The organism is Dokdonia sinensis (assembly GCF_003688895.1).
Classification (GTDB): domain Bacteria; phylum Bacteroidota; class Bacteroidia; order Flavobacteriales; family Flavobacteriaceae; genus Dokdonia; species Dokdonia sinensis.
Genome location: NZ_REFV01000009.1, coordinates 109,329 through 130,527, shown reverse-complemented (window position 1 = coordinate 130,527; position 21,199 = coordinate 109,329). Strand labels below are relative to the sequence as shown.

The 21,199-nt window shown below is 40.8% G+C and carries 12 protein-coding genes; 2 read left to right on the top strand and 10 right to left on the bottom strand.

Going from position 1 to position 21,199, the window contains the following annotated elements; translation table 11 throughout:
• Positions 1–38 precede the first annotated feature (38 nt).
• The 5 genes from EAX61_RS10525 to EAX61_RS10505 all read right to left on the bottom strand — a co-directional run bounded on the left by EAX61_RS10525 (position 39) and on the right by EAX61_RS10505 (position 10,456).
• The gene (locus tag EAX61_RS10525; RefSeq protein WP_121917648.1) at positions 39–686 is read right to left on the bottom strand and encodes a response regulator; all 648 of its coding nucleotides are present in this window, start codon (positions 684–686) and stop codon (positions 39–41) included.
• Entirely contained in the window at positions 683–3,700 is a 3,018-nt protein-coding gene (locus EAX61_RS10520; RefSeq protein ID WP_121917647.1) for a sensor histidine kinase, read from the bottom strand. Before EAX61_RS10520 ends, EAX61_RS10525 begins: the two co-directional genes overlap by 4 nt.
• Before the next feature lie 309 nt (positions 3,701–4,009).
• Entirely contained in the window at positions 4,010–6,706 is a 2,697-nt protein-coding gene (locus EAX61_RS10515) for a PKD domain-containing protein (protein WP_121917646.1), read from the bottom strand.
• A 151-nt stretch (positions 6,707–6,857) separates the two neighbouring features.
• Complete coding sequence (locus tag EAX61_RS10510) at positions 6,858–7,508, bottom strand: response regulator transcription factor (protein ID WP_121917645.1); 651 nt, start codon at positions 7,506–7,508, stop codon at positions 6,858–6,860.
• A gap of 89 nt (positions 7,509–7,597) precedes the next feature.
• Entirely contained in the window at positions 7,598–10,456 is a 2,859-nt protein-coding gene (locus tag EAX61_RS10505) for a sensor histidine kinase (RefSeq protein WP_121917644.1), read from the bottom strand.
• Between the two features lie 303 nt (positions 10,457–10,759).
• Here EAX61_RS10505 and radA point away from each other — a divergent pair, with 303 nt between their 5' ends.
• Entirely contained in the window at positions 10,760–12,130 is a 1,371-nt protein-coding gene (gene radA, locus EAX61_RS10500) for a DNA repair protein RadA (protein WP_121917643.1), read from the top strand.
• Between the two features lie 215 nt (positions 12,131–12,345).
• Here radA and EAX61_RS16695 read toward each other — a convergent pair whose 3' ends face one another.
• Positions 12,346–15,132 (bottom strand): HYR domain-containing protein, encoded by a 2,787-nt coding sequence (locus EAX61_RS16695; RefSeq protein WP_161555220.1) that lies wholly within the window; start codon positions 15,130–15,132, stop codon positions 12,346–12,348.
• Between the two features lie 54 nt (positions 15,133–15,186).
• A complete protein-coding gene (locus EAX61_RS10485; RefSeq protein ID WP_121917641.1) occupies positions 15,187–16,002 on the bottom strand; it encodes a helix-turn-helix domain-containing protein in 816 nt (271 codons plus the stop codon).
• Positions 16,003–16,760: 758 nt separating this feature from the next.
• Between EAX61_RS10485 and EAX61_RS10480 the strand changes: the two genes are divergently transcribed.
• Positions 16,761–18,125: an acyl-CoA dehydrogenase family protein gene (locus EAX61_RS10480; protein ID WP_121917640.1), complete on the top strand. Its 1,365-nt coding sequence runs from the start codon at positions 16,761–16,763 to the stop codon at positions 18,123–18,125.
• A 63-nt stretch (positions 18,126–18,188) separates the two neighbouring features.
• On the opposite strand, the gene EAX61_RS10475 is transcribed toward EAX61_RS10480, so the two are convergent.
• From EAX61_RS10475 to EAX61_RS10465, 3 genes are all read right to left on the bottom strand, one after another.
• On the bottom strand, positions 18,189–19,223 hold the full coding sequence (locus EAX61_RS10475) for an aldo/keto reductase (RefSeq protein ID WP_121917639.1): 1,035 nt from the start codon (positions 19,221–19,223) through the stop codon (positions 18,189–18,191).
• A gap of 121 nt (positions 19,224–19,344) precedes the next feature.
• Positions 19,345–20,328, bottom strand: coding sequence for an OmpA/MotB family protein (locus tag EAX61_RS10470; protein WP_121917638.1), 984 nt, complete (start codon positions 20,326–20,328; stop codon positions 19,345–19,347).
• 30 nt (positions 20,329–20,358) lie between these two features.
• Positions 20,359–21,129 carry an exodeoxyribonuclease III gene (locus EAX61_RS10465; protein ID WP_121917637.1) on the bottom strand — a complete coding sequence of 257 codons (771 nt, stop codon included), beginning with the start codon at positions 21,127–21,129 and terminating at the stop codon, positions 20,359–20,361.
• Positions 21,130–21,199: the final 70 nt, after the last annotated feature.

The window sequence follows — 21,199 nt, the reverse complement described above, 5'->3', positions numbered from 1 at the left end:
GCTACGTAGTTTTAAAATGGAAGAAAAGATTTAGAGAATCAAAGAGAAAGAATAAGCTCCTTGTGCTCCTTTGTCCAAATAGATAACGAATCAGAAGCAGAATCCAAGTCTAGTTTTGCAATGATATTTGCTCTGTGTTTTTGTACTGTCCTAAAAGATATAGTAAGTAGATCCCCTATCTCACGAGAAGAATTTCCTTGGGCTATAAGTCGTATTATCGTACGCTCAGATGGAGATAGGAATTTAATCTTTTCAATGTTTGGAGCAACCTCAGCGCTAAAGATCTGGTCAAACGTTTTACTAAAATAGTTCTTACCGCTGGCGATGGTCTGGACGCATTTGTGAATTTCGGAGAATGGCTCGTCCTTTAATAAATATCCAGATATATTGAGCTTCTTTGCCTTTGCTACAAAACTTTTTTCTTTAAAAGAGGTAATGATAACAAACTTGGTCTCTTGCAACCCTAATGTTTTACATTTTGATATAACCTCAAATCCAGTAAGTAAAGGCATTTCTATATCCAAAATTGCAATTGCGGGCTTGGTCTCTACTATTTTTTCAAGAGCCTGTGCTCCATTTGTAGCCTCGAGTAAATCTGAGTATCCTGCATCCCTAAAAGCCTCTACAAGTCCCTTGAGCAACATAGGATGATCATCTGCAATTAAAATTTTTAGATTTGTTGTCATTTGGTTACGGGTATTTCTGAAAATATGGTTGTTCCTTGACCTTTTCTACTATCAATTTTTAAAGTACCTCTCAGAATTTTAATGCGCTCTTCGAGGGTTTTCATTCCTAGCGAATTACGTTTGAGCTTATCCTCCGTATCAAACCCATCCCCATTATCCTGAATGGTGGTCACAATATTTAACCCTTCCTTAGCTACAACTACAGAAAGTGTCTTTGCATTAGAGTGTTTTATCACATTTGTTATACTTTCCTGAATAAAACGATAAAAGATAAGTGCGCTTTCACTATTAAAATACAAATCTACTTCATCAATGTCTGCAGAGACAAATAGCGATGTTTGCTCATCTACCTCGAGCAGTAATTGCTCTATGCTCTCACTCAATCCTAGCTGACTAAGTAACGCTGGGTATAGTCCTCTTGAGATGGAACGTACTTCATTTAAAGTCTGGTTTGTAAGACCCGCGATTTCTGTTTGATTTTGGTTTTGGGCGTTTTGCTTTATGAGTGTCAACTGTTGTCCTATACTGTCGTGCAACTCTTTTGCAATGCGATTACGCTCCTGTTCTTGAGAAGCTAGAAGTCCTCGAGCAAATTTTTCCTGCATTTCAGAACGCTCTTTGTACTGATACAAGAGCCACACTAAAAATGAAATACTGCTTATAGTAAGTAACAAATAAAACCACCACGTTTTATAAAAAAACTCCTGAGCCTCTATCTCGACGAAAAGCGGAGCGCCTATTTTATTTCCAGAGAAATCTATGGCCTCTATCTCGAGATTATGATTCCCAGTAGAGAGTGATGGGAACCGCAATTGTGGAGACTGTCCTAAGGTAATCCAGTCACTTTCATTAAGTCTATATCTATAACTTTCATTTCTTCCCACAACTACATTTGTGAGTCCAAAGTCAAAGTCAAACACCCTGTTTTCTGCGGGGAGGTTTATTTTTTTTGCTTTCGCGAAAGCGGACCTATCTACCACTTCAACATAGTCCTTTTTTTGAGCATCAAAGAATCGCATACGCAATGGCACAAGATCACAAGCAACCTCTTCTCTTTTTAAAGTCTCTGGGTTAAAAAAGTTCAACCCATCTATAGTTCCCAGGAAAAATCCGCTATCTGTTTTTAGCGCGCTATGCCTATTTGCCTCCTTGTTGCTCAGTCCATCTTTTGTAGCATATCGTGTTGTTTCCTTCGTTTCTGGATTAAAGGCAACCATCCCATTAAACGTGTTAATCCACCACAATCCATTATCGTCAAAAAGCACTGTGGCAATGGGCGAATTAAGTTCATCTTTATAAACAATATTAGTCTGCATAGTTTCTGGGTTAAACTGCAATAGGTGACCTTCCCTTGTGCCAAAGAGAAAACCGTGCTCCTCATCATACATTCCCATAATGATGAAAGCATCTTCCAGTTTATCTGGGCCTAAGACTTTAGTTTCTTGGGTAGCCAGATTAAAAGTAATAATCCCTCTAGTGGTTCCTAATACTGCCGTCTCCGAATCTGGCTTAAAAGAAACCCCATAAATCTCTAAAGTATCTGTCTTAAGGAGCGCTTTATGCTCATAGGTACGCGTGTCAAAATGCATTAAGTTATAGCCCTTTGTACCGTAAACGATACTGCTATCGTTGGGCATTGCCATTACATTTACAGGAAAGTGACGGAATGCCTGAGTCTCTCGCGTGCGTTTATCTATCTTGAGGATGCTACTCCACGAGCTACTCCAGTAATTACTCTCATCTTCGAAGATGTTACAATTATATACTGGCTTGTAAGGAGCACCATTCTCTTTGAGATAATAGGGCTCAAATTCTTCGGTCTGACTATTCATTTTAAACCAGCCATCTGTATCTGTAGCGACAAGATAATTTACACTATCTATCTGTTTTATGGTTCTTAAAGCGCTTCCCGATAAATAGGATTTTATCTTATCTGATGGGAATTGAATATATCGCAGTTCCTTGTTAGAAAGCCCCAGCCAGACACCTTCAGAGACATCGTCTGCAATCATCTTTACGCTAGATTCTTGGTCAAGCCCGCTTATTTGAGCCCTTACATTAAAACCATTTTTCTCTTTTGTATAACACTTATAAGAATCGCTCTCATTTGCAATGATGAGTATCTTACCCTGCTTGTCTCTATATAACTCTCTGCCTTTCGGGTTTAAAGAGAATCGAGAGTCTGTTAAAGGAACGACATCCAGCTTCTCAAAATCAAAATAGTGCAGTTGCTTTCTGTTTTTAATAAATGTAAAAACCGTATCTCTTTCTTTAAAATAGAATTCCATATAAAATTTTGAAACTAGGATGTCTCGTTCTCTATTAAACGAGTCTGCAGAGAGTCGTCTGAGCAGATTTCCTTCCCAGTCAAAAAACATTATGGGAAAGTTATCGTCTCCTATAGCAATGTAATTCTTTGTTAGAATAAGTTCGGTAGAACCGTCAAAGGCAAATATTTCATCTAATCCAGCATAGCTAAATACCGTCTCAAGACTGTTATCCTCTTTGACAACTTTTAAGTATAAAGTTCCCACTTCCTGCACTAGCAAATAATCACGCCCATCGTAAAAAACTATTTTAGATAAGCTTATGCCTTCTTTAGACTGAGATGCAATCTTAAGACGTGTAAATGTCGCTGTGTAGGGGTCAAAAAGGAAAAGGTTATCTCCCATCTCCGTAATTACAGAAACATAAAAAAGCCCATCTCCCCTTTTTAAAATATGCTTAACTTCTGTTATTCTAGGTCCGTCATTTGGTAACGGTATATTATGAAACATCTGGCCATTAAAACGCTGTATAACCATTCCCTTATTGGGTGATGTAATATTGCGTACATCGACCTTTTCACCTCCCAGCCATAAGAAGCCATCTGTATCAAATGCAAGTGCACTTATGTTGTCTATTGCGAGCCCGTCCTTTTTAGAAAAAATAGACTGGTGTACCACATCAGACTGGGCACTCAGCACCGCGGGGAGAAGAAAGTACAGCAAGAAATGTAAAAGTCCTTTTTTCACTTTTTAAGATTGTACAATTTGCAATGTAATGCAATTGCACGGTAATATCACATTTGAAACTAAAAAGAGGGAGTTCTTTAGGCTCCCTCTTTTCAATAATTCAATCCCCCAATTGAACTTAATTTATTTTGAGCAAGATAACAAGAACAGAAACCTGTTGAAATACGTAGTAGAAGTAACAAAATACGTAGGGGTACTTAGTCCGCTTTCGCGAAAGCGTAAAAATCATAAACTTCTTCACACAAAAAAGAGTCTAGCAAAAGCTATGACTCTCTTTCTACAAAATTCAATCCCCCAATTGAACAATGATTATTGTCTTACAAAACGCTTTACCTTTATGGAGTTGCCAGATGTGATTCTCACAAGATAAACCCCTGTTTTTATATTAGTTACGTCTATATCTATCAAGTTACTTTCTAAACTAGATTGATGACTTATAACACGCCCTCTCAAATCATAGATCGTAACTTCATCCATTGTCAAAGCTTCGGTTTTAATGTGCAACACATTTTCGACTGGGTTTGGATAGAGGGTGATTATGCTTTCGCGAAAGCTTTCTTCTCCCACTCCCAAAGTGCTATCTACAATTAAATTAAAGTTACAGTTACTCATATTCCCTGCATTGTCTGTCGCCATAAGAGAGATCATGGTAGCTCCTATTCCCACTACTGTGCCAGCAACGGGGTCTTGAATGACTACTAAATCACTCCCTGAAGAACAATTATCTATTACCGTGTTGCTGTAATCTGCTATGACATACTCACCGTTCTCATCCTCAGATACGATTATCTCTCCGGGACAATTTATGACTGGTGCTGCAGTATCTGTTATTATGATGTCAAATGTATACTGGGTTTCATTTCCATTTGAGTCTATAAGTGTATATTCTTCTACAGACGTGCCTACTGGGAAAAATGCTCCAGATCCTAAACCATTTGTAAACGATACAGTCGTGCTAGAGGCGTCCCCGCAATTATCCGAAATCACAAAGCTTTCGATAGTAATAGGACCATAATTTACAATAGCCCCACAATCAGAATCTCCAGCACCAGTTCCCGTAAAAATATCTACGGGACCGCTAGAAACAGTTACGCCCTCTATATCCTGAACGGTTACTACCGTTGAACAAGTAGCCACGTTCCCAGCAACGTCTATTACGGTTAAGGTCACTGTATTATCTCCCAGATTCGTACAATCAAAATCCATCACATCAACCATCATAGTATCAATGCCACAGTTGTCTGTAGATCCATTATCTATATCAGTAACCGAAATACTGACTTGACCGTTTGCATCTAAATTCAGGATGAAAGGCGAGACACAAGTTGCAACTGGGAGTTCATTGTCTAGTACAGTTACTGTAGTGGTACAAGTAGCTGTATTCATATTATTGTCGGTGACTGTTAGCGTAACCGTTACGGGAGTTCCCACATCTGCACAAGTGAACTCTGTTACATCAATACTGGTCGAGGCGATGCCACAGGCGTCTGTGCTTCCATTATTCACATCGTCCATGGTGATGCTCGCCATTCCCAAGGCATCTAGCTGTACGGTGAAAGGTGTGACGCAACTTGCTGTAGGAGCCACATTATCTTGAATAGTTACTGTAGTACTGCACGTACCTACATTACCAGCAGTATCTGTGACTGTTAAAGTAACAGTATTGGTTCCTAAATTACTGCAATCAAAATTCATCATATCAATGGTCATCATATCAATTGAGCAATTATCTGTAGAGCTATTATCAATATCTGCTACTGTGATACTGGCCTGGCCATTCGAATCTAGATTTAAGGTGAAAGGCGTAACGCAATTTGCAACTGGGGACTCATTGTCTAGAGTATCGATAAAAGCAGTCTCAATAATGGTGTTTGAACAACCGTTAACGTCTGTAACTTGGAAGCTAACATCATAGATTCCAGATGTGCTGTACATATGCATCGGATTCTGTTGTGATGAAGTATTACCATCTCCAAAATCCCAAAACCATTGGGTAATAGGACTCATAGATGTAGAGTCATCTTGAAAATTGATTGTTAGTGGCAAGCATCCTGCAGTAGTATCAGTAGTACTGAAATTTGCACTAGGCCCCATTACTTGTACAAAATTAGACTTTACTTCTGTACTTGTATTTCCAAAATCGTCAGTTACCGTTAAGCTTACTTCATACATACCTCCCGTATTATATTGATGATTTGGATTCTGAAGAGAGGATGTGTTTCCATCTCCAAAATCCCAATCCCAGCTCACAATGGGTGCGCCATTCTCTACAGAGGTATCTTCATAATTAACATTGAGCGGATTACATCCTGCAACGGGAATTGCAGTTCCGTTGCCTGTAAAATTTGCGGTCGGTATGGATATCTTAACGAGCTCAGAAACAACCCGCGTATTTGTGGTACCAAAGATAGTGTCAGAAACTGTTAACCTCACATCAAAAGCTCCAGTTGTAGTGTAAGCATGTATTGGATCCTGAAGTATTGATGTTGTCCCATCTCCAAAATTCCAAGACCAGGTATCTGGAAATGTAGATTCATCTATAAAGAATACAACAAGAGGTAACGCGTTACCCATAGTGGGAGCGGCAGTAAAATCTGCTCCGAGAGGCCTAAAAACAAAAGAAAATGACCCTGTATTTCCTGCATCAGCGTCCACAATTAATGTGTAATTACCTGTCGGAAGATTATTAAAATTACTGCGACCAAATGCTCCAACCTTAGGTACCTCGTCACCATTAGCATCTAATAAAATAAAACTTGTATTACTTTGATTTAAACTCGTCGGGGATATAAAAGAGATATTAAGAGATAATCCTCGATCTGTGGTGAAAGAATAATAGACATCATTGCCATCTCGTTCTGGATAATTATTACCTGAGCTGGTGTTATCGCCTGTAGCATTTGTAAATGGAGGACTTGTATTTATCACACCTAAGTCCGTGGTGTTTTGAGCCACTACTAAATTACCTAACAAGCAAAAGAAAAGGATTTGTAATTGTATTTTCATAATTAGATAATTTGATAAAGTTTAAGTGGCTTTATCATTCTTATTCTGAGACCCCCGTTAAGATAGTTGCAATATAATCTCAATATTAAAATTTGAAAATACGTAGTGCGCGCAGATACTGCGTAGGGTACGTATATAAAACGAAACGCATTTAAAGCGTATTCACCAGCTCCTTATGCTCTAGCACCCATTGAGATAACGCATCTGTTCCTGATGCAAGGTCTAGTTTTGCAATAATATTAGTGCGATGCTTTTGTACTGTTCTAGGAGAAATTAAGAGTAGTTCCCCTATTTCTGTTGAAGTTTTTTGCTGTGCCACGAGGCGTATGATAGTCCGTTCTGAAGGTGTCAGTAAGGTGATTTTCTTAAGTTCATCCTGTACAATTTTTTCAAATCCTGCATCAAAGGACTTACTATAATAAGTTTTGTTGTTAAGTACGGCTTCTATGCATCTCTCAATCTCATCAATCCCGTCTTCTTTGAGCATATATCCGTCTACTTTTAGATTTTTTGCTTGAACAACAAAGCCCTTTTCCTTGTGATAAGTCATTGCAATGAACTTTGTGACTGGACTCTCTTTGCGGCTTCGCTTTATCACTTCAAATCCTGTAAGCAACGGCATTTCAATATCGAGTAAAGCAATAGTGGGTTTATGGTTTACAATTGCCTCTAGGGCAAGAGCTCCATTCTCTGCTATCGCAACGAGATCATAGCCGGCCTCTTGTAATTCTTGACTCAAGCCCTTGCGCATAATGGGATGGTCGTCTGCCACTACAATTGATATTTGAGATTTGTTGAACATTACTATATACTTCCTGTGTTACGAATATAAGTTACTTTTTTCCTTCGTAACCTACGTACTTATAACAGATATTACGTAGGATACGTAGACTATATAGGGACGATTAGAATATATGTAGTCCCTTGCCCTATTTGAGAATTCACCTCCAATCTTGCGTTAATAATCTTACAACGTTCTAAAATGGACTTCATCCCGAGACTCTTTGTGGTTTTTAGTTTTTCATGATAGTTAAATCCTTTACCGTTATCTTTTAAATAGAGCCGAAGGGTCTGTCCTTCTTTTGAAACCTCAACTCTAGCTGCAGGAGCCTGAGCGTGTTTTATCATATTAGATAGTAGTTCCTGAAAAACACGATACATATGCAATCCAGCATTTTGTGAGACATAAGCATCTATGTTTTCAATCTCTGAGGATATGAAGGTATCTGTTTGTTCATCTACCTCTTCAAGCAATGCTTCTAAGGCAGCTGTGAATCCTAATCGTTCCAGAACAGCTGGGTGTAAGCCCCTAGAAATAGACCTGAGTTCACTGAGAGTGCTTCCCGCAAGAGCTTCGGCTTCTGGGTTTTTGAGATACTTCACCTTACGCGTGAGCATCATTAGCTTTTGACCTACGCTATCGTGCAGTTCTCTAGCAACACGAGACCGTTCTTCTTCTTGAGCGTTTATGATGTCCTGAGTGACTCGTTCTTGACGTTTTCTTGCGAGGAGATTCTTTCGCGAAAGCAAAATAAACCCCAGTGCCACTGCTGTAAATCCTAAAATAGACCAAAACCAAATGGTACGCCAGAATGGAACCGAAATTGTAAACGGATATGTAAATGCGTCTGGTTGCCAGACGCCATTACCATTATCTGCTGTAAACTCAAAGACATAATCCCCTGGAGGAAGGTAGGAAAAAACGATATCCTTTTTTTGGGAAGGACTGGACCAAGTATCACTATCTCGTAAGCCTCGCAACCTATAGCTGTAGTTCACGGTCTCTGGCGAGGTAAACGTGACGGCTTGCATGTTAAAAGTGAGGTAGTTTTTTGTGTAAGGTAGTACCAGCTTATCACCTTTTAAGAAGGTTGCTTCATCTAGTTTTTCGGCAAAAAGAAGTATGTTCTTTAATTTAAGTTGTGGCGGTTGTGTATTGCTCACAAAATTATCTTCAGAAAAAAATCCGACACCTTCTTTTGTGGCAAAAGCTACTGTACCGTCTTTACTGACAGCTATTTGATTTTCCAATATGGCTTGGGTAGGAAATCCAAAGGTATTTGTGTAATGCTGCATCACTATGCTGTCTTTTTGAAGCAAGGGACTCACCGCAAGTTTACTGAGGCCCTTTTTTGAAGCCAACCATAGGTCGTCTCCGGCTACACGTAAAGCGGTTACATCATCTCGAATATTTAGCGCATCTAGCGGAAAGATTCTATTTTTAAAGTTGCTGTTTTCTAGCGTGATGAAATACAAATTTTTATTATTTGCAGTTACTGCGGTATTTGCATTTAGTATATCTAACGTATAAAAGGCCTCGTGGTATTTTTGATGCAACCCAGGAATACTGTCTTCTACATTGTTATGCAACTGGAACATACCAAATTGTGATGCGCTTAGATAGCGGTCTCCTATAGGTACAATGGCTGCAGCTTTTCGGGCGGGAATCGTTACACTGCTACCGTCTGTCATAAAATGGATTTGCGATGAACTAGAGATAACAAGTTTCGCATCATTTTTAATTACATAACTATGTGCTCCCTCTACTACAAACTCTTTTGAATAACGATCTTGGAATGCGTAAGTGTCATTTCCTGAAACCAGCAATTCTTTTGAATTAGAAACATTAAGCATACCTGTAGAGATACCTTTCATTAAAGTATCTACGACCCGACCTTCTTCAAAAATTGCGACTCCATTTTCGGTGCTTACAGCCCAGTCTTCATTCCAGCTTACGACGCTTTTTACAGCTCCCTCTGGAAGTCCCTGACTTGCATCATAAAAAGTAAAAGATGTATCCCTAAACTTTACCAGCCCACCGCGATACGTGGCAAACCAGAAATTATCCTCTCTATCCTTAATAAGAGAATAGGCATATTTATTAGGAAAACCTCTCTGGTCATCTAAGATTTTAAACTGTTCTGTTTTTTTGTCAAAAAGGAGTAAACCATTACCCTCTGTTGCTAGGTACAAGCGACCATTATCTTCTAGAATTCGCCAGATTTTATTGCTGTTGAAGTCATTCCAATCTGGCACATAAGTTTCTTTCTTATCATCTTTTAGTTTATACAATGCTCCATAGCTCCCTATCCATAAAGCACCGTCATCGTCTAGATGCACGCTAAAACAAAGATTATTAATCTTGTGACTATCTTCATTTATATAATCCAACTCACACGTAAGGGTATTAAATAATATAACACCCCTACGGGTAGAAGCCATTGCAAAGGTGTGATCGTTGAGAAGAACTACATCTTGAACGTAGATTCCGTCCTGAATAATTTCGGTTGCTTCGATAATCGGGATGAACATCCCATCTTGATATTTGATGACACCCCGATTTGCAAAAATGTAAATGCTTCCATCATCGTGCTCAAAGAACTCCGTAACCGTTCCATAATTAAAATAATCGATGTCACTAGGAGATGTAACCTTTCCATCTTTAATGATACTGATCCCTTTACTCAGCGTGCCTACCCAGATGCGCCCCTTAGAGTCCTCAAAAACAGAAAAAGCAAAATCTGAGGCGAGTCCATCCTCTGTTGTGTAGTTTTTAAACGAGGAGCCGTCAAAGGCACTGACGCCTCCATAGGTTGCCGCCCAGATAATTCCATCTCTTGCTTGAATAAGATCGTAGACCTCATTATTAGAAAGACCTTCCTCTTTTGTGTATTGCTTAAAAAGATATTGCTGTGCAATTGCGGGACAACAATATAAAAACACAAGAAAAAATAGCAACCTAATTTTCATCTGCGTTAAATATAATTCATTTCAAAAAAAAATACTTGAAGTGACTGTACTATTATCATTAGCATTACTCGTGTAAGTTATGTGTAATTATTTTGATGTCCGCTTTCGCGAAAGCGTAAAAATCACAAATCAAAAAAGAGGAGTTCGTACGCAAGTCCTCTTTCTCTTGTATCCAATCCCCCAATTGAATACTTTTACTTCTCGGGCATAATAAAGAAGCAACAGATATAACGTTTTTATAATTTTTTGGTTTTAAAACCATTACCGTGTTTCCCTACACACATTGCTCATAAACTAGATGAAATGGCTAAAATTAAAACTACCTTCTTCTGTCAAAACTGTGGCACACAACACGCTAAGTGGGCAGGACAATGCCACGCCTGTAAACAATGGAACACCATTGTAGAGGAAGTCGTTCAAAAAGCCGATAAGAAAGACTGGAAAAGCGAGTCCTCGAAGGTCTCTGGACTCACAAGAACCAGCAAGCCCCTTAAAATTGCCGATATCTCCACCGCCTCCGAGGCGCGAATGAACACAAAAAACGGTGAACTAAATCGTGTGCTAGGTGGAGGGCTAGTTCCTGGGTCACTTACGCTTCTGGGCGGAGAACCAGGAATAGGAAAAAGCACCTTGCTACTTCAAATTTCACTTGCACTTCCCTACAAAACGCTATATGTATCTGGAGAAGAAAGCCAGCAACAAATAAAGATGCGGGCAGAGCGCATCAACCCAGAAAGTGATCAATGTTATATACTTACGGAGACCAAAACACAAAACATCTTTAGGCACATTGAGGAGATGCAACCCGACATTGTCATCATAGACTCTATACAGACCTTGCATTCTGACCATATAGAAAGCACTGCGGGAAGTATTTCTCAAATCCGGGAAACTACCTCAGAGCTCATCCGTTTTGCTAAGGAGACGTCAACACCCGTCATCCTTATAGGTCATATTACGAAAGATGGGAATATTGCTGGGCCTAAAATTCTCGAGCATATGGTGGATACCGTACTGCAATTTGAAGGCGACCGCAATCACGTGTACCGCATTCTACGTGCGCACAAAAACCGTTTTGGGAGCACCAGCGAACTCGGAATATACGAGATGCAAGGTAGTGGCTTGCGCGAAGTATCAAACCCGAGCGAAATCCTCATCTCAAAAAACGACGAAGACTTGAGCGGTACTGCCATCGCCACCACAATGGAAGGGATGCGACCGCTTATGATTGAGCTCCAGGCACTTGTGAGTACCGCAGTTTACGGAACGCCACAGCGTAGCTCGACAGGATACAATGCAAAACGACTCAATATGCTCCTTGCCGTTCTTGAGAAGCGCGCAGGTTTTAAACTTGGGGCAAAAGACGTCTTCCTCAATGTCACTGGAGGAATCTCTGTAGATGATCCTGCTATAGACCTAGCTGTGGTCGCCGCAGTTTTGTCTTCAAACGTTGATATTTCTGTAGATAAATCCATGTGCTTTGCGGCAGAGATAGGCCTTGCAGGAGAAGTTCGCCCCGTAAATCGTGTAGAGCAACGTATCCTTGAGGCAGAGAAACTAGGTTTTGGCAGTATTGTGATCTCAAAATATTGTAAGATTCCTGATCAGAAATATCACATCAACATTATTAAAGTAGCAAAGGTGCACGATGTCGTGCGACACCTTTTTGGATAAGTTTGTTCTACACGAAGCAAGTGTCACTTTCTTTTTAAAACATTTAGATTCTTACTTAGCCCCTAGAAACCGAAAGACAAACACAAGTTATCGGTTTTATGCCTTGTTCATTTCCTTAATTATGCTTTCGCGAAAGCGTAAACCCTTTAATTCATTTTTCTTAAAAAAAAAGGAGCCACTCTCGTGACCCCCTTTTAAACAATCTCCTTATTTTACTAATTTCTCTTTATGATTCTTTTTGTGACTTGTTCCTTGTTTTTAATGAACTGAAGTAAATACACCCCTTCTGCAAAGTCACCTAGATCTATCTGTGTGGTAAATTGTCCTGAGTTTGCAATCTCAAACTCTTTCAACTTTCTCCCCTTTATATCAAAAAGCACTATTTTTTCGACTCCTTGAGACCCAATTTCGACATTTATAGTATTTGAAGTAGGATTAGGATAGATTTCAATATCGCCTAAAGTCGATTCGTCTTCATCTATCCCGAGTGTACTGTCTACTGTAATATCAAATGAGCAAGTCGTTGTATTTCCAACAAGATCAGTAGCCTCGACAGTTACGGTTGTCACTCCAACACCTACAGATGTGCCTGCAACTGGAGTTTGTGTGATTGTGAGGTCATCTCCTGTAGAACAATTATCACTAGCGCCCGTGGTGTAATCCAAAATGACATACAGGTCGTTTTCATCCTCCGAAACGATGATATCTTCGGGACAATCGATTACAGGATTTGTAGTATCTGATATGGTGATTTCAAATGAATACTCTGTCTCGTTACCATTATTATCTACAATAGTGTACGTTTCTGTAGTCGTACCTACAGGAAAAACAGACCCACTTCCTAGACCACCTGTTTGAGACACAGCAAAGGTTGTACTATCTCCACAATTATTATCAAGCACAAAGCTATCTATAGTCACGGGGTCATAATTAACAACAGTTGAACAAGCATCATCATTAGGTCCTGTACCCGTAAAAATATCTACTGGACCAGATACTACTACGACTCCCGTCGTATCTTCGACTGTTACTGTAGTCGTGCACGTACTAGTGTTTCCGTTGTTATCTGTAACGGTAAGTGTAACTACATTTGCACCCACATTTGAGCAATCAAAGTCTGTGACATCTACGCTTGTACTTGCAATCCCACAGGCATCGGTAGATCCGTTATCAATATCTGCCGCGGTGATGGTTGCTTGACCATTTGCGTCGAGTTGCACGGTAAAATCTGCTACGCATTGAGCGTCGGGGTTTTCATTGTCCGTAACCACAACATCAAATGATTCTGTCACCGAGTTCCCAAAGGCATCCGTTAGTACATACGTATTTGTGGTCGTTCCCACAGGAAATACTTCGCCAGATGCCAGACCAGCAGTCTGCTCTAAGCTTCCGTCAAACTGGATAATATATCTATTTCCCCCGATGTTAGGAAAATCTGCCCAGCGACCTGAGGGTTGCATGGTTACATAATCTTCGTCGCCTTGATTATTTGGCTCTCCGCTATTCCAGTTCGTATACGTTACCGGATCTCCATTTTGCCATACAAAGGTTCCTTCTACATCAAGATCGTTAAATCCTATGGTTAAATCTCCCGTTGCCCCTGCAGCATTTGCTTCTAAGCGAACAAAAGCATTCTCTGCAGCGCTAGTAATAGAAACAAGTTCATATCCATTTGTGGCTGCATCACTATAAATAGCCCCAGGTCCCATTGCTACATCTGATAAGAAATACGTTTTCTCATTAAAGGTTCCTAATAAAGAGAAACCTGCTACCGTTTCTGGGGCAAAATCACAATTATCTGAAGTAGTAATAGTATAGTTTACAACAGCACCACATACACCCGCGTCAGTATCCTGAGCAATGTCTGCTGGAACCATAAGCACAGGATCCTCATTATCCTCTATCATTACATTGAAGTTGCAGGAAACGGTGTTCCCACCACCATCAATAAAAGACAGCGTATTTTCTGTTGTTCCTATTGGATATGCACTTCCACTAGCGAGTCCAGCTGTAAGAGTTGCGTCTATAGTATATGAGATGGTAATAACACCATTTCCAGAATTGGTACCCCCTGTAACCACGGCATTTGTTCCAGTATTTAAGGAACCACCGCCACCGCCGCCGCTTCCTACAACACCGCCTTGACCGCCACTTGCACCACCGCTGTAGCCACCGCCACCACCGCCACCACCGGCAGATGTCGCACCTCCAGCACCTCCACCACCGAAACCTCCAGGGATACCGATAGCAGTACCGCCAGCTCCGCCACTTACAATGGCCTGGCCTCCAGAGGTCAAAGCACCAGGACCATTAGCGTTAGCTCCATCTGTTAGGAAACCTGCACCTGCGCCTCCTGCGCTTCCTCCAAAGCCAGAAGCAGCTGTACCTCCATTACCCATATTTCCTGCTGTTCCAGAACAAGCATTACAAGCACCACCTATAGCGCCTCCTCCATTCTCAGTAGCTTGACCAGTCCCTCCAGGCCCTCCAGGAGCTTGAGACCCAAAAAAGGCTGCACCTCTTCCACCTCCACCGCCTGCGGCAATGAGCAAAGTTCCTGTGGCAACATCATTTCCTAAAATCGCAAATGAACCACCACCACCACCACCGGCGCCACCAGAATCATCTGTTCCTTTTTCTCCCACTAAGAGTTGTATTTCTTGCCCAGGAGTTACCGTAAAGTCTCCACTAGCGACTGCTCCTAGCCCCCCAGAAGCTCCTGCACTAGCCCCACCTTGAGCTCCAGAGACTGAAATGTTAATAGAGGTTACTCCTACAGGAACTGTAAATGTTTCTATCGCTCCTGTAAATTCATAAGTTTCATTTGCATTGAGTGTTGAGCTGTAAGTTACTGTCGCCTCGCAAGCACCTGCAGGAACCGCCTGTACGATATCAGCAGGGCACATCGTCGTAGCTGGGGCACGCATTGTGTCCTGAGCGCTCAGTACGCCAATTAAAGCACACCATAACAAAGCAGTAAAATAAAATGTAAGTTTTTTCATGTTGCAGTTTATTAAGTTTAGTTTATAAAATATTTGCGTTAAAAAAGATTTCTTCTATAGATCCAGCTTCACATATTTTCTAGCTAGCGCATTAGACAGCAAAGGGTTGAACTCATTTTTGTACTCCTTTATATTTTGACCAAGAAATTTTTTAAAATCTTTCTCAAAATGAGATTGATCGTAGTAGTCAAATTTCTCAAGTATAGATTGTAGCGACTCATTCTCTTGAGTTTCTAATGCTCGTATCGCATTATTGAATCTGACGAGGTTTGCAAATCGCTGGGGAGGTGCTCCTACCTCTTTTAAAAACATTCTACCTAAGGTACGCTCAGAATAGGGAAATCTATCAGCAAGCTCGCTTACGGTGACTTTACCTTTCTTATGGAAGATGTGATTTACAATTTCTACAGAGGGATACAACACACTCCATTCTTTATAATAAGACCTCAAATGATGATCTGTAATAATTGTAATATCTTCTATCGTCATCGCAGTGGCAAGTTTATGATATAAACTATCTAGCGTATCATCATCTACATAGAGTGAAAGATCAATGAGTTTGTTTCGATTTTTAACACCGTGTATTTTAGTGATGGAATGAAGAATATGGTTAGGCAGTTCGATAGAGATCCACGTGGCTTCTTTATAGGCTTTGACCGTAAAAAAATCTCCTGTTCCTTTGATAAACTTTTCAGGAACCGCAACTTGTGCTCCATTGTGGTCAAAAGCATCTATAGTACCGTACCTGAACATAATATAACTGTACCCATAATCATTAATGACTTGGGCAGGCATATCCTGTTGATAATCAATTCTTGTTACATCAAGAAAAAAAGAATGTGAAAAATTTGGGTCGTGTAAAAACTGCATAACTTGTATTTCGTCGACAAAAAAAACCCTTATGTCCTAAATCCAAGTGTAAAATTCGGACAAAGTGAACGTTATTCAGAGGAAAACAGGGAACATACACTCCTTTTTTGAAAGAATTTTCTTATAGCATTTTAACAAAACGCTAATTTATAACGCATTACGTATTTTGACTTTTCAGCTTCTTACTTTCAATAAAGCACATCGCCGTACGACTCATGTTGATTCCCAGGTTTGACTTTAGTTTTAAAATTTGTTTGGCGAAACGCAATACATCAACATTTATATTTAAAAATGTGCTCTATTCTTATTTTCTTTGACCACTACGGCTCTTCTGAAAATACTCTTGAACCGCGATAAGCGGTTAAGGCTACCTATCTGATCACGCAACACGCAGCAAGGCAAGTTTACGCTAGGGATTTTAATAATAATGCCTCAGTTTGTGTGTATTGGGATTCCGCTTTCGCGAAAGCGTAAAAAGGAACTATCTAAAGATTTTTCAGGCGCAAAAATCTGTATCCATTAGTATAATTTCTTTCTATTTCTAAGTATAAAAATCGAGTAAACGCTAATAAATGTATCGTATCACTTGTCCCGGACCACATACTGAATCATAACATAGTTTCAGGCTAGAATAAGAGATCCCCTAGGAACCTTTATCATTCTATCCTCATTAAATTTTATATCGCTTAATTAACGTTTCTTTTTAAAATCCAACATCGGGATTGTGCTATCTTTAAGGAAATCAATCCTTAATTACTATGTCCATATTCTCAAAGGTCAAGCAGACGTTTGCTTTAATGAAAGAAGTCGACCTCGATGCTATTGCAAAAATTTCTAAGAAAATAGATCTCCCCGAAGTAATGGCCGCCGTAGGCGAACTCGATGATCGCCAACTCAAGGGCCTGATGAAAATGCTTAAGAGTCAGGGCAAGAAAGGGCAACATAAGCTTCCTCCCATTGATGGAGACTTTTATGACCTCGCCTTACAGCTCACTCCAGAACAACGCAAGATTCAGATAAAAGTGCGCAACTTTATGGAGGATGAGATACAACCTATTGCAAACGACTTCTGGAACCGTGCAGAGTTCCCGCATCACATCATCCCGAAAATGGCAAAGCTCAATATAGCAGGACTTGCCTATAAAGGTTACGGTTGTCCTGGAGAGACTTTTTTAATGGAAGGTATTATGGCGATGGAACTTGCGCGGGTAGATGTTTCGCTTTCTACTTTCTTTGGCGTGCACAGTGGTCTTGCGATGGGATCCATTTATTTATGTGGCAGTGAGGAACAGAAACAAGAATGGCTCCCTAAAATGCAACGTATGGAAAGGATAGGAGCCTTTGGACTCACCGAACCAGAAGTGGGCTCTGGCGCCGCAGGTGGACTAGGAACCACTTGCAAGCAAGATGGAGACACCTGGATCCTCAACGGAAATAAAAAATGGATAGGCAACGCCACTTTTGCAGATGTGGTGATTATCTGGGCAAGAGATGAGGATTCTAATCAGGTAAAAGGATTCTTGGTACGCAAGGAGACCGAAGGCTTTACAGCGACCAAGATGGAAAACAAAATGGCGCTACGCACCGTTCAAAACGCAGAGATCACTCTCGATAACTGTCGCATCCCAGAAAGTGACCGCCTTCAGAACGCAAACTCCTTTAAAGACACCGCTGCAGTGTTAAAAATGACCCGTGCAGCCGTGGCCTGGCAAGCGGTAGGATGTGCAAGAGGTGCTTATGAGAATGCACTTAAATACACAAAGAAGCGAGAGCAGTTTGGTCGTCCTATTGCTTCCTTCCAACTCATTCAAAATCACTTGGTCGAAATGCTTTCTAATCTTACTGCGATGCAAACATTATGTTTCCGTCTTTCGGAATTACAGGATCAAGAACTGCTTACAGATGAGCACGCCTCTCTGGCCAAAGTCTTTTGCAGTATGCGCACCCGTGACGTAGTAAGTCGGGCGCGCGAGGTGATGGGTGGTAACGGTATCCTCCTAGAATACAATGTCGCACGTTTTGTGGCAGATGCCGAAGCTATTTATTCGTACGAAGGAACAAAAGAGATTAATACGCTTATCGTGGGAAGAGCGATTACGGGGTACAGTGCTTTTGTGAGTTGATGGTGTGAATATTAGATTTTCGCTTTCGCGAAAGTGTAAAAATTAAAATAACTCCTCTCCAAATCAAGGCGCAGGATTAGGAATATCCCCGTGCACCTTATCAATCGCTTCTAACACTTCCTTAGAAAGCGTCACGTTTATACTATTTATATTCTCTTCAAGTTGCGCTAGGGAGGTTGCTCCTATGATGTTTGAGGTCACAAAAGTTCTATCGTTTACAAAGGCGAGTGCCATTTGAGTAAGGCTCAAGCCGTGATCATCTGCTATCTTTTTGTAGCGCCTTGTTGCTTCAAAACCATTATCGCTGTGATAGCGGTTATAGTTAGGAAAGAGCGTTACACGTGCATCCTTAGGATAACCATCCAGGTACTTTCCTGTGAGTTGGCCAAACCCGAGTGGTGAATATGGCAAGTGACCCACATCTTCCCGCTGCAGTACTTCGGTAAGTCCTACTTCATCTTTTCTGTTCAATAGATTATAAGGGTTTTGTACCGTAAGCATTCTAGGAGCGCCTTTACGGGCTTCTTCCATAAAGCGCATCACACCAAAAGGCGACTCATTAGACAACCCAATGTGACGGATTTTACCAGCTTTGATATGCTCGTTCAATCTCTCTAGAATAGTAGCAATATTATCTTCCCATTGCTCATCTGGTTTGTGGGTATATCCTCGTTGTCCAAAGAAATTCGTATTACGCTCTGGCCAATGCAATTGGTATAAGTCTAGATAATCTGTTTGTAGTCGTTTTAAGCTTTTGTGTAGTGCATCATCTATCGCCTCTTTTGAGAAACCTAGATTTTCTCTTATGTGGGTAAATGTAGGACTAGGTCCCGTCACCTTAGAAGCAAGTACCACTTTATCACGATTACCATTTTTGGCAAACCAGTTTCCGATGATGGTTTCTGTGCTTCCCTGCGTTTTTGCATTTCCCGGGACGCTGTACATCTCTGCCGTGTCAATGAAGTTGACACCATTATCCAGAGCAAAATCTAATTGCGCGTGACCTTCGGCCTCCGTGTTTTGTTCGCCCCAAGTCATTGAGCCTAGGCATATTTTTGAGACTTTGATGTCTGTAGTGGGTAGTGTTGTGTATCGCATTTAGTGATTTTTTCATTCCCACGAAGGCGGGAATCTTTTGTTATTATAGTTATGACTTAAAATGAGGAAACACCCCACCCCTCCCGAACAGTGGGTGGGGAGCCGTTATTAATTCAATTATCTAATCTACATCCTCCAGCAAGGCGGTTACCTCATCTAGCTTAGGTGTTAAGATTACTTCAATTCTTCTATTTTTTGCTTTGTTTGCCGGGGTATCATTAGGAGCAACAGGTGCATATTCTCCACGACCGGCAGCGGTAAGGTTTTTTGGGTCTATAGACGGATTTTCTCGTAAGATATTTACAATAGAAGTAGCACGCTTCGCCGAAAGATCCCAGTTGCCTTGTAGGTTGCCACCACCGCCGTAAGGCACGTCATCTGTATGTCCTTCGATGAGAACAGCGATTTCTGGATTTTGGGCGAGGACACTTCCTAATTGTTTTACGGCTTTCTTTCCATTTGCTCCTACGTTCCAACTTCCAGAGTCAAATAAAAGCTTGTTTTCTAAAGAAACATAAACCTTACCATTGCGTTGCTCGACGGTGAGGCCCTTTCCTTCAAAGTCTGTTAGGGCTTTTGAGATAGCGTCTTTAAGGTTGCGCATTTTTGCGTCTTTGGCTGCGATCAATCCTTCGAGTTCGTCTATTCTGGCAGAACGGTCTGCGAGGTCATTTTGTAGGCTCTCTAGTCTGCGACGCTCGGTATCTAGGGCCGCTGTTTTTTCGGCGAGATCTTTTTGTTTTTGTTCCAGTTCGGCGAGGAGTTCGCGGTTTTTCTTGGAGTTTTCGGCGATACTGGCGCTACTGTTCTTTTCTAATGCATCGTAGGAAGCTTGTAAGTTTTCTAAGTTCGCTTTCGCGGAAGCGTACTCCCTATTACGCTCATCATACCGTTGCATTGCAGCCTCTAGAGCCTCCTCTGTAGCGCTATAGTCACTTCTCAATTTTTTAAGTTCCTTTTGCGCTACCGAAAGGTCTGTTTCCAAGGTTCTATTTTCCTTGCGGAGCCTGTTGTACTTCCCTTCTAGGTCTTTGTACACTTTTGAAGATACGCAGGAAGTCATCAGGACTCCTGCAACTAATAGGATGAGGGCTTTTTTGATCATTTTCAAAATAATTTATTCGTTCTTGAGATCTCAGCCATTGCTGAGATTTAATTTTACCATAAGTGGGCAATGGTCGCTATGCATTGCATCTGAAAGTATAACGGCTCTTTCTATATTTTCTTTTAGAGGTTCGCTTACCATATTATAATCTATGCGCCAGCCCTTATTGTTTGCTCGTGAATTTGCCCGATAACTCCACCAGGTATAATTATGTGGGTCTTTATTGAGATGGCGGAAGGAATCTACAAAGCCACTGTCTATAAAGTCTCCTATCCACTCGCGCTCCACGGGTAAGAAGCCACTTGTATTTTTATTCCTAATAGGATCGTGTATGTCAATGGCCTCGTGACAGATATTGTAATCACCACAGATGACAAGGTTAGGCACCTCTTTTTTTAGTTCATCTACATACGCTTTAAACATCGCCATATATTCTAGTTTATGTTCCAGCCTTGCAATATTGGTCCCCGAAGGCAAGTACAAACTCATTACCGAAACATCTTCAAAATCCAGTCGGATGTTACGACCCTCAAAATCCATGGAGTCTATTCCAGTCCCGTAAACCACATTTTTTGGCTCCAATTTTGTAAAAATGGCAACCCCGCTATATCCTTTCTTTTGTGCGCTAAACCAGTAATGCTTATAACCAGCAGCCTCAATAGCTTCTGTATCTACTTGTTCTGGGGTAGCTTTAGTTTCCTGTATGCAGATGACGTCTGGATCTGCCTGTTGTAGCCAGTCTATAAAACCTTTGCGCATCGCCGCGCGTATGCCGTTTACATTGTAAGAAATGATTTTCATAAGCGTCCAATTTACTTTAATGTGCTAAAATAGAAATTCGACTTCCCAAAGGCGTTAAAGCAAGCTTAAA

Coding starts and splice junctions, on each gene's coding strand:
- EAX61_RS10515 (WP_121917646.1), bottom strand. CDS start 6,706: ATGAAAATACAATTACAAATCCTTTTCTTTTGCTTGTTAGGTAATTTA.
- EAX61_RS10480 (WP_121917640.1), top strand. CDS start 16,761: ATGTCCATATTCTCAAAGGTCAAGCAGACGTTTGCTTTAATGAAAGAA.
- radA (WP_121917643.1), top strand. CDS start 10,760: ATGGCTAAAATTAAAACTACCTTCTTCTGTCAAAACTGTGGCACACAA.
- EAX61_RS10510 (WP_121917645.1), bottom strand. CDS start 7,508: ATGTTCAACAAATCTCAAATATCAATTGTAGTGGCAGACGACCATCCC.
- EAX61_RS10485 (WP_121917641.1), bottom strand. CDS start 16,002: ATGCAGTTTTTACACGACCCAAATTTTTCACATTCTTTTTTTCTTGAT.
- EAX61_RS10465 (WP_121917637.1), bottom strand. CDS start 21,129: ATGAAAATCATTTCTTACAATGTAAACGGCATACGCGCGGCGATGCGC.
- EAX61_RS10525 (WP_121917648.1), bottom strand. CDS start 686: ATGACAACAAATCTAAAAATTTTAATTGCAGATGATCATCCTATGTTG.
- EAX61_RS10475 (WP_121917639.1), bottom strand. CDS start 19,223: ATGCGATACACAACACTACCCACTACAGACATCAAAGTCTCAAAAATA.
- EAX61_RS16695 (WP_161555220.1), bottom strand. CDS start 15,132: ATGAAAAAACTTACATTTTATTTTACTGCTTTGTTATGGTGTGCTTTA.
- EAX61_RS10470 (WP_121917638.1), bottom strand. CDS start 20,328: ATGATCAAAAAAGCCCTCATCCTATTAGTTGCAGGAGTCCTGATGACT.
- EAX61_RS10505 (WP_121917644.1), bottom strand. CDS start 10,456: ATGAAAATTAGGTTGCTATTTTTTCTTGTGTTTTTATATTGTTGTCCC.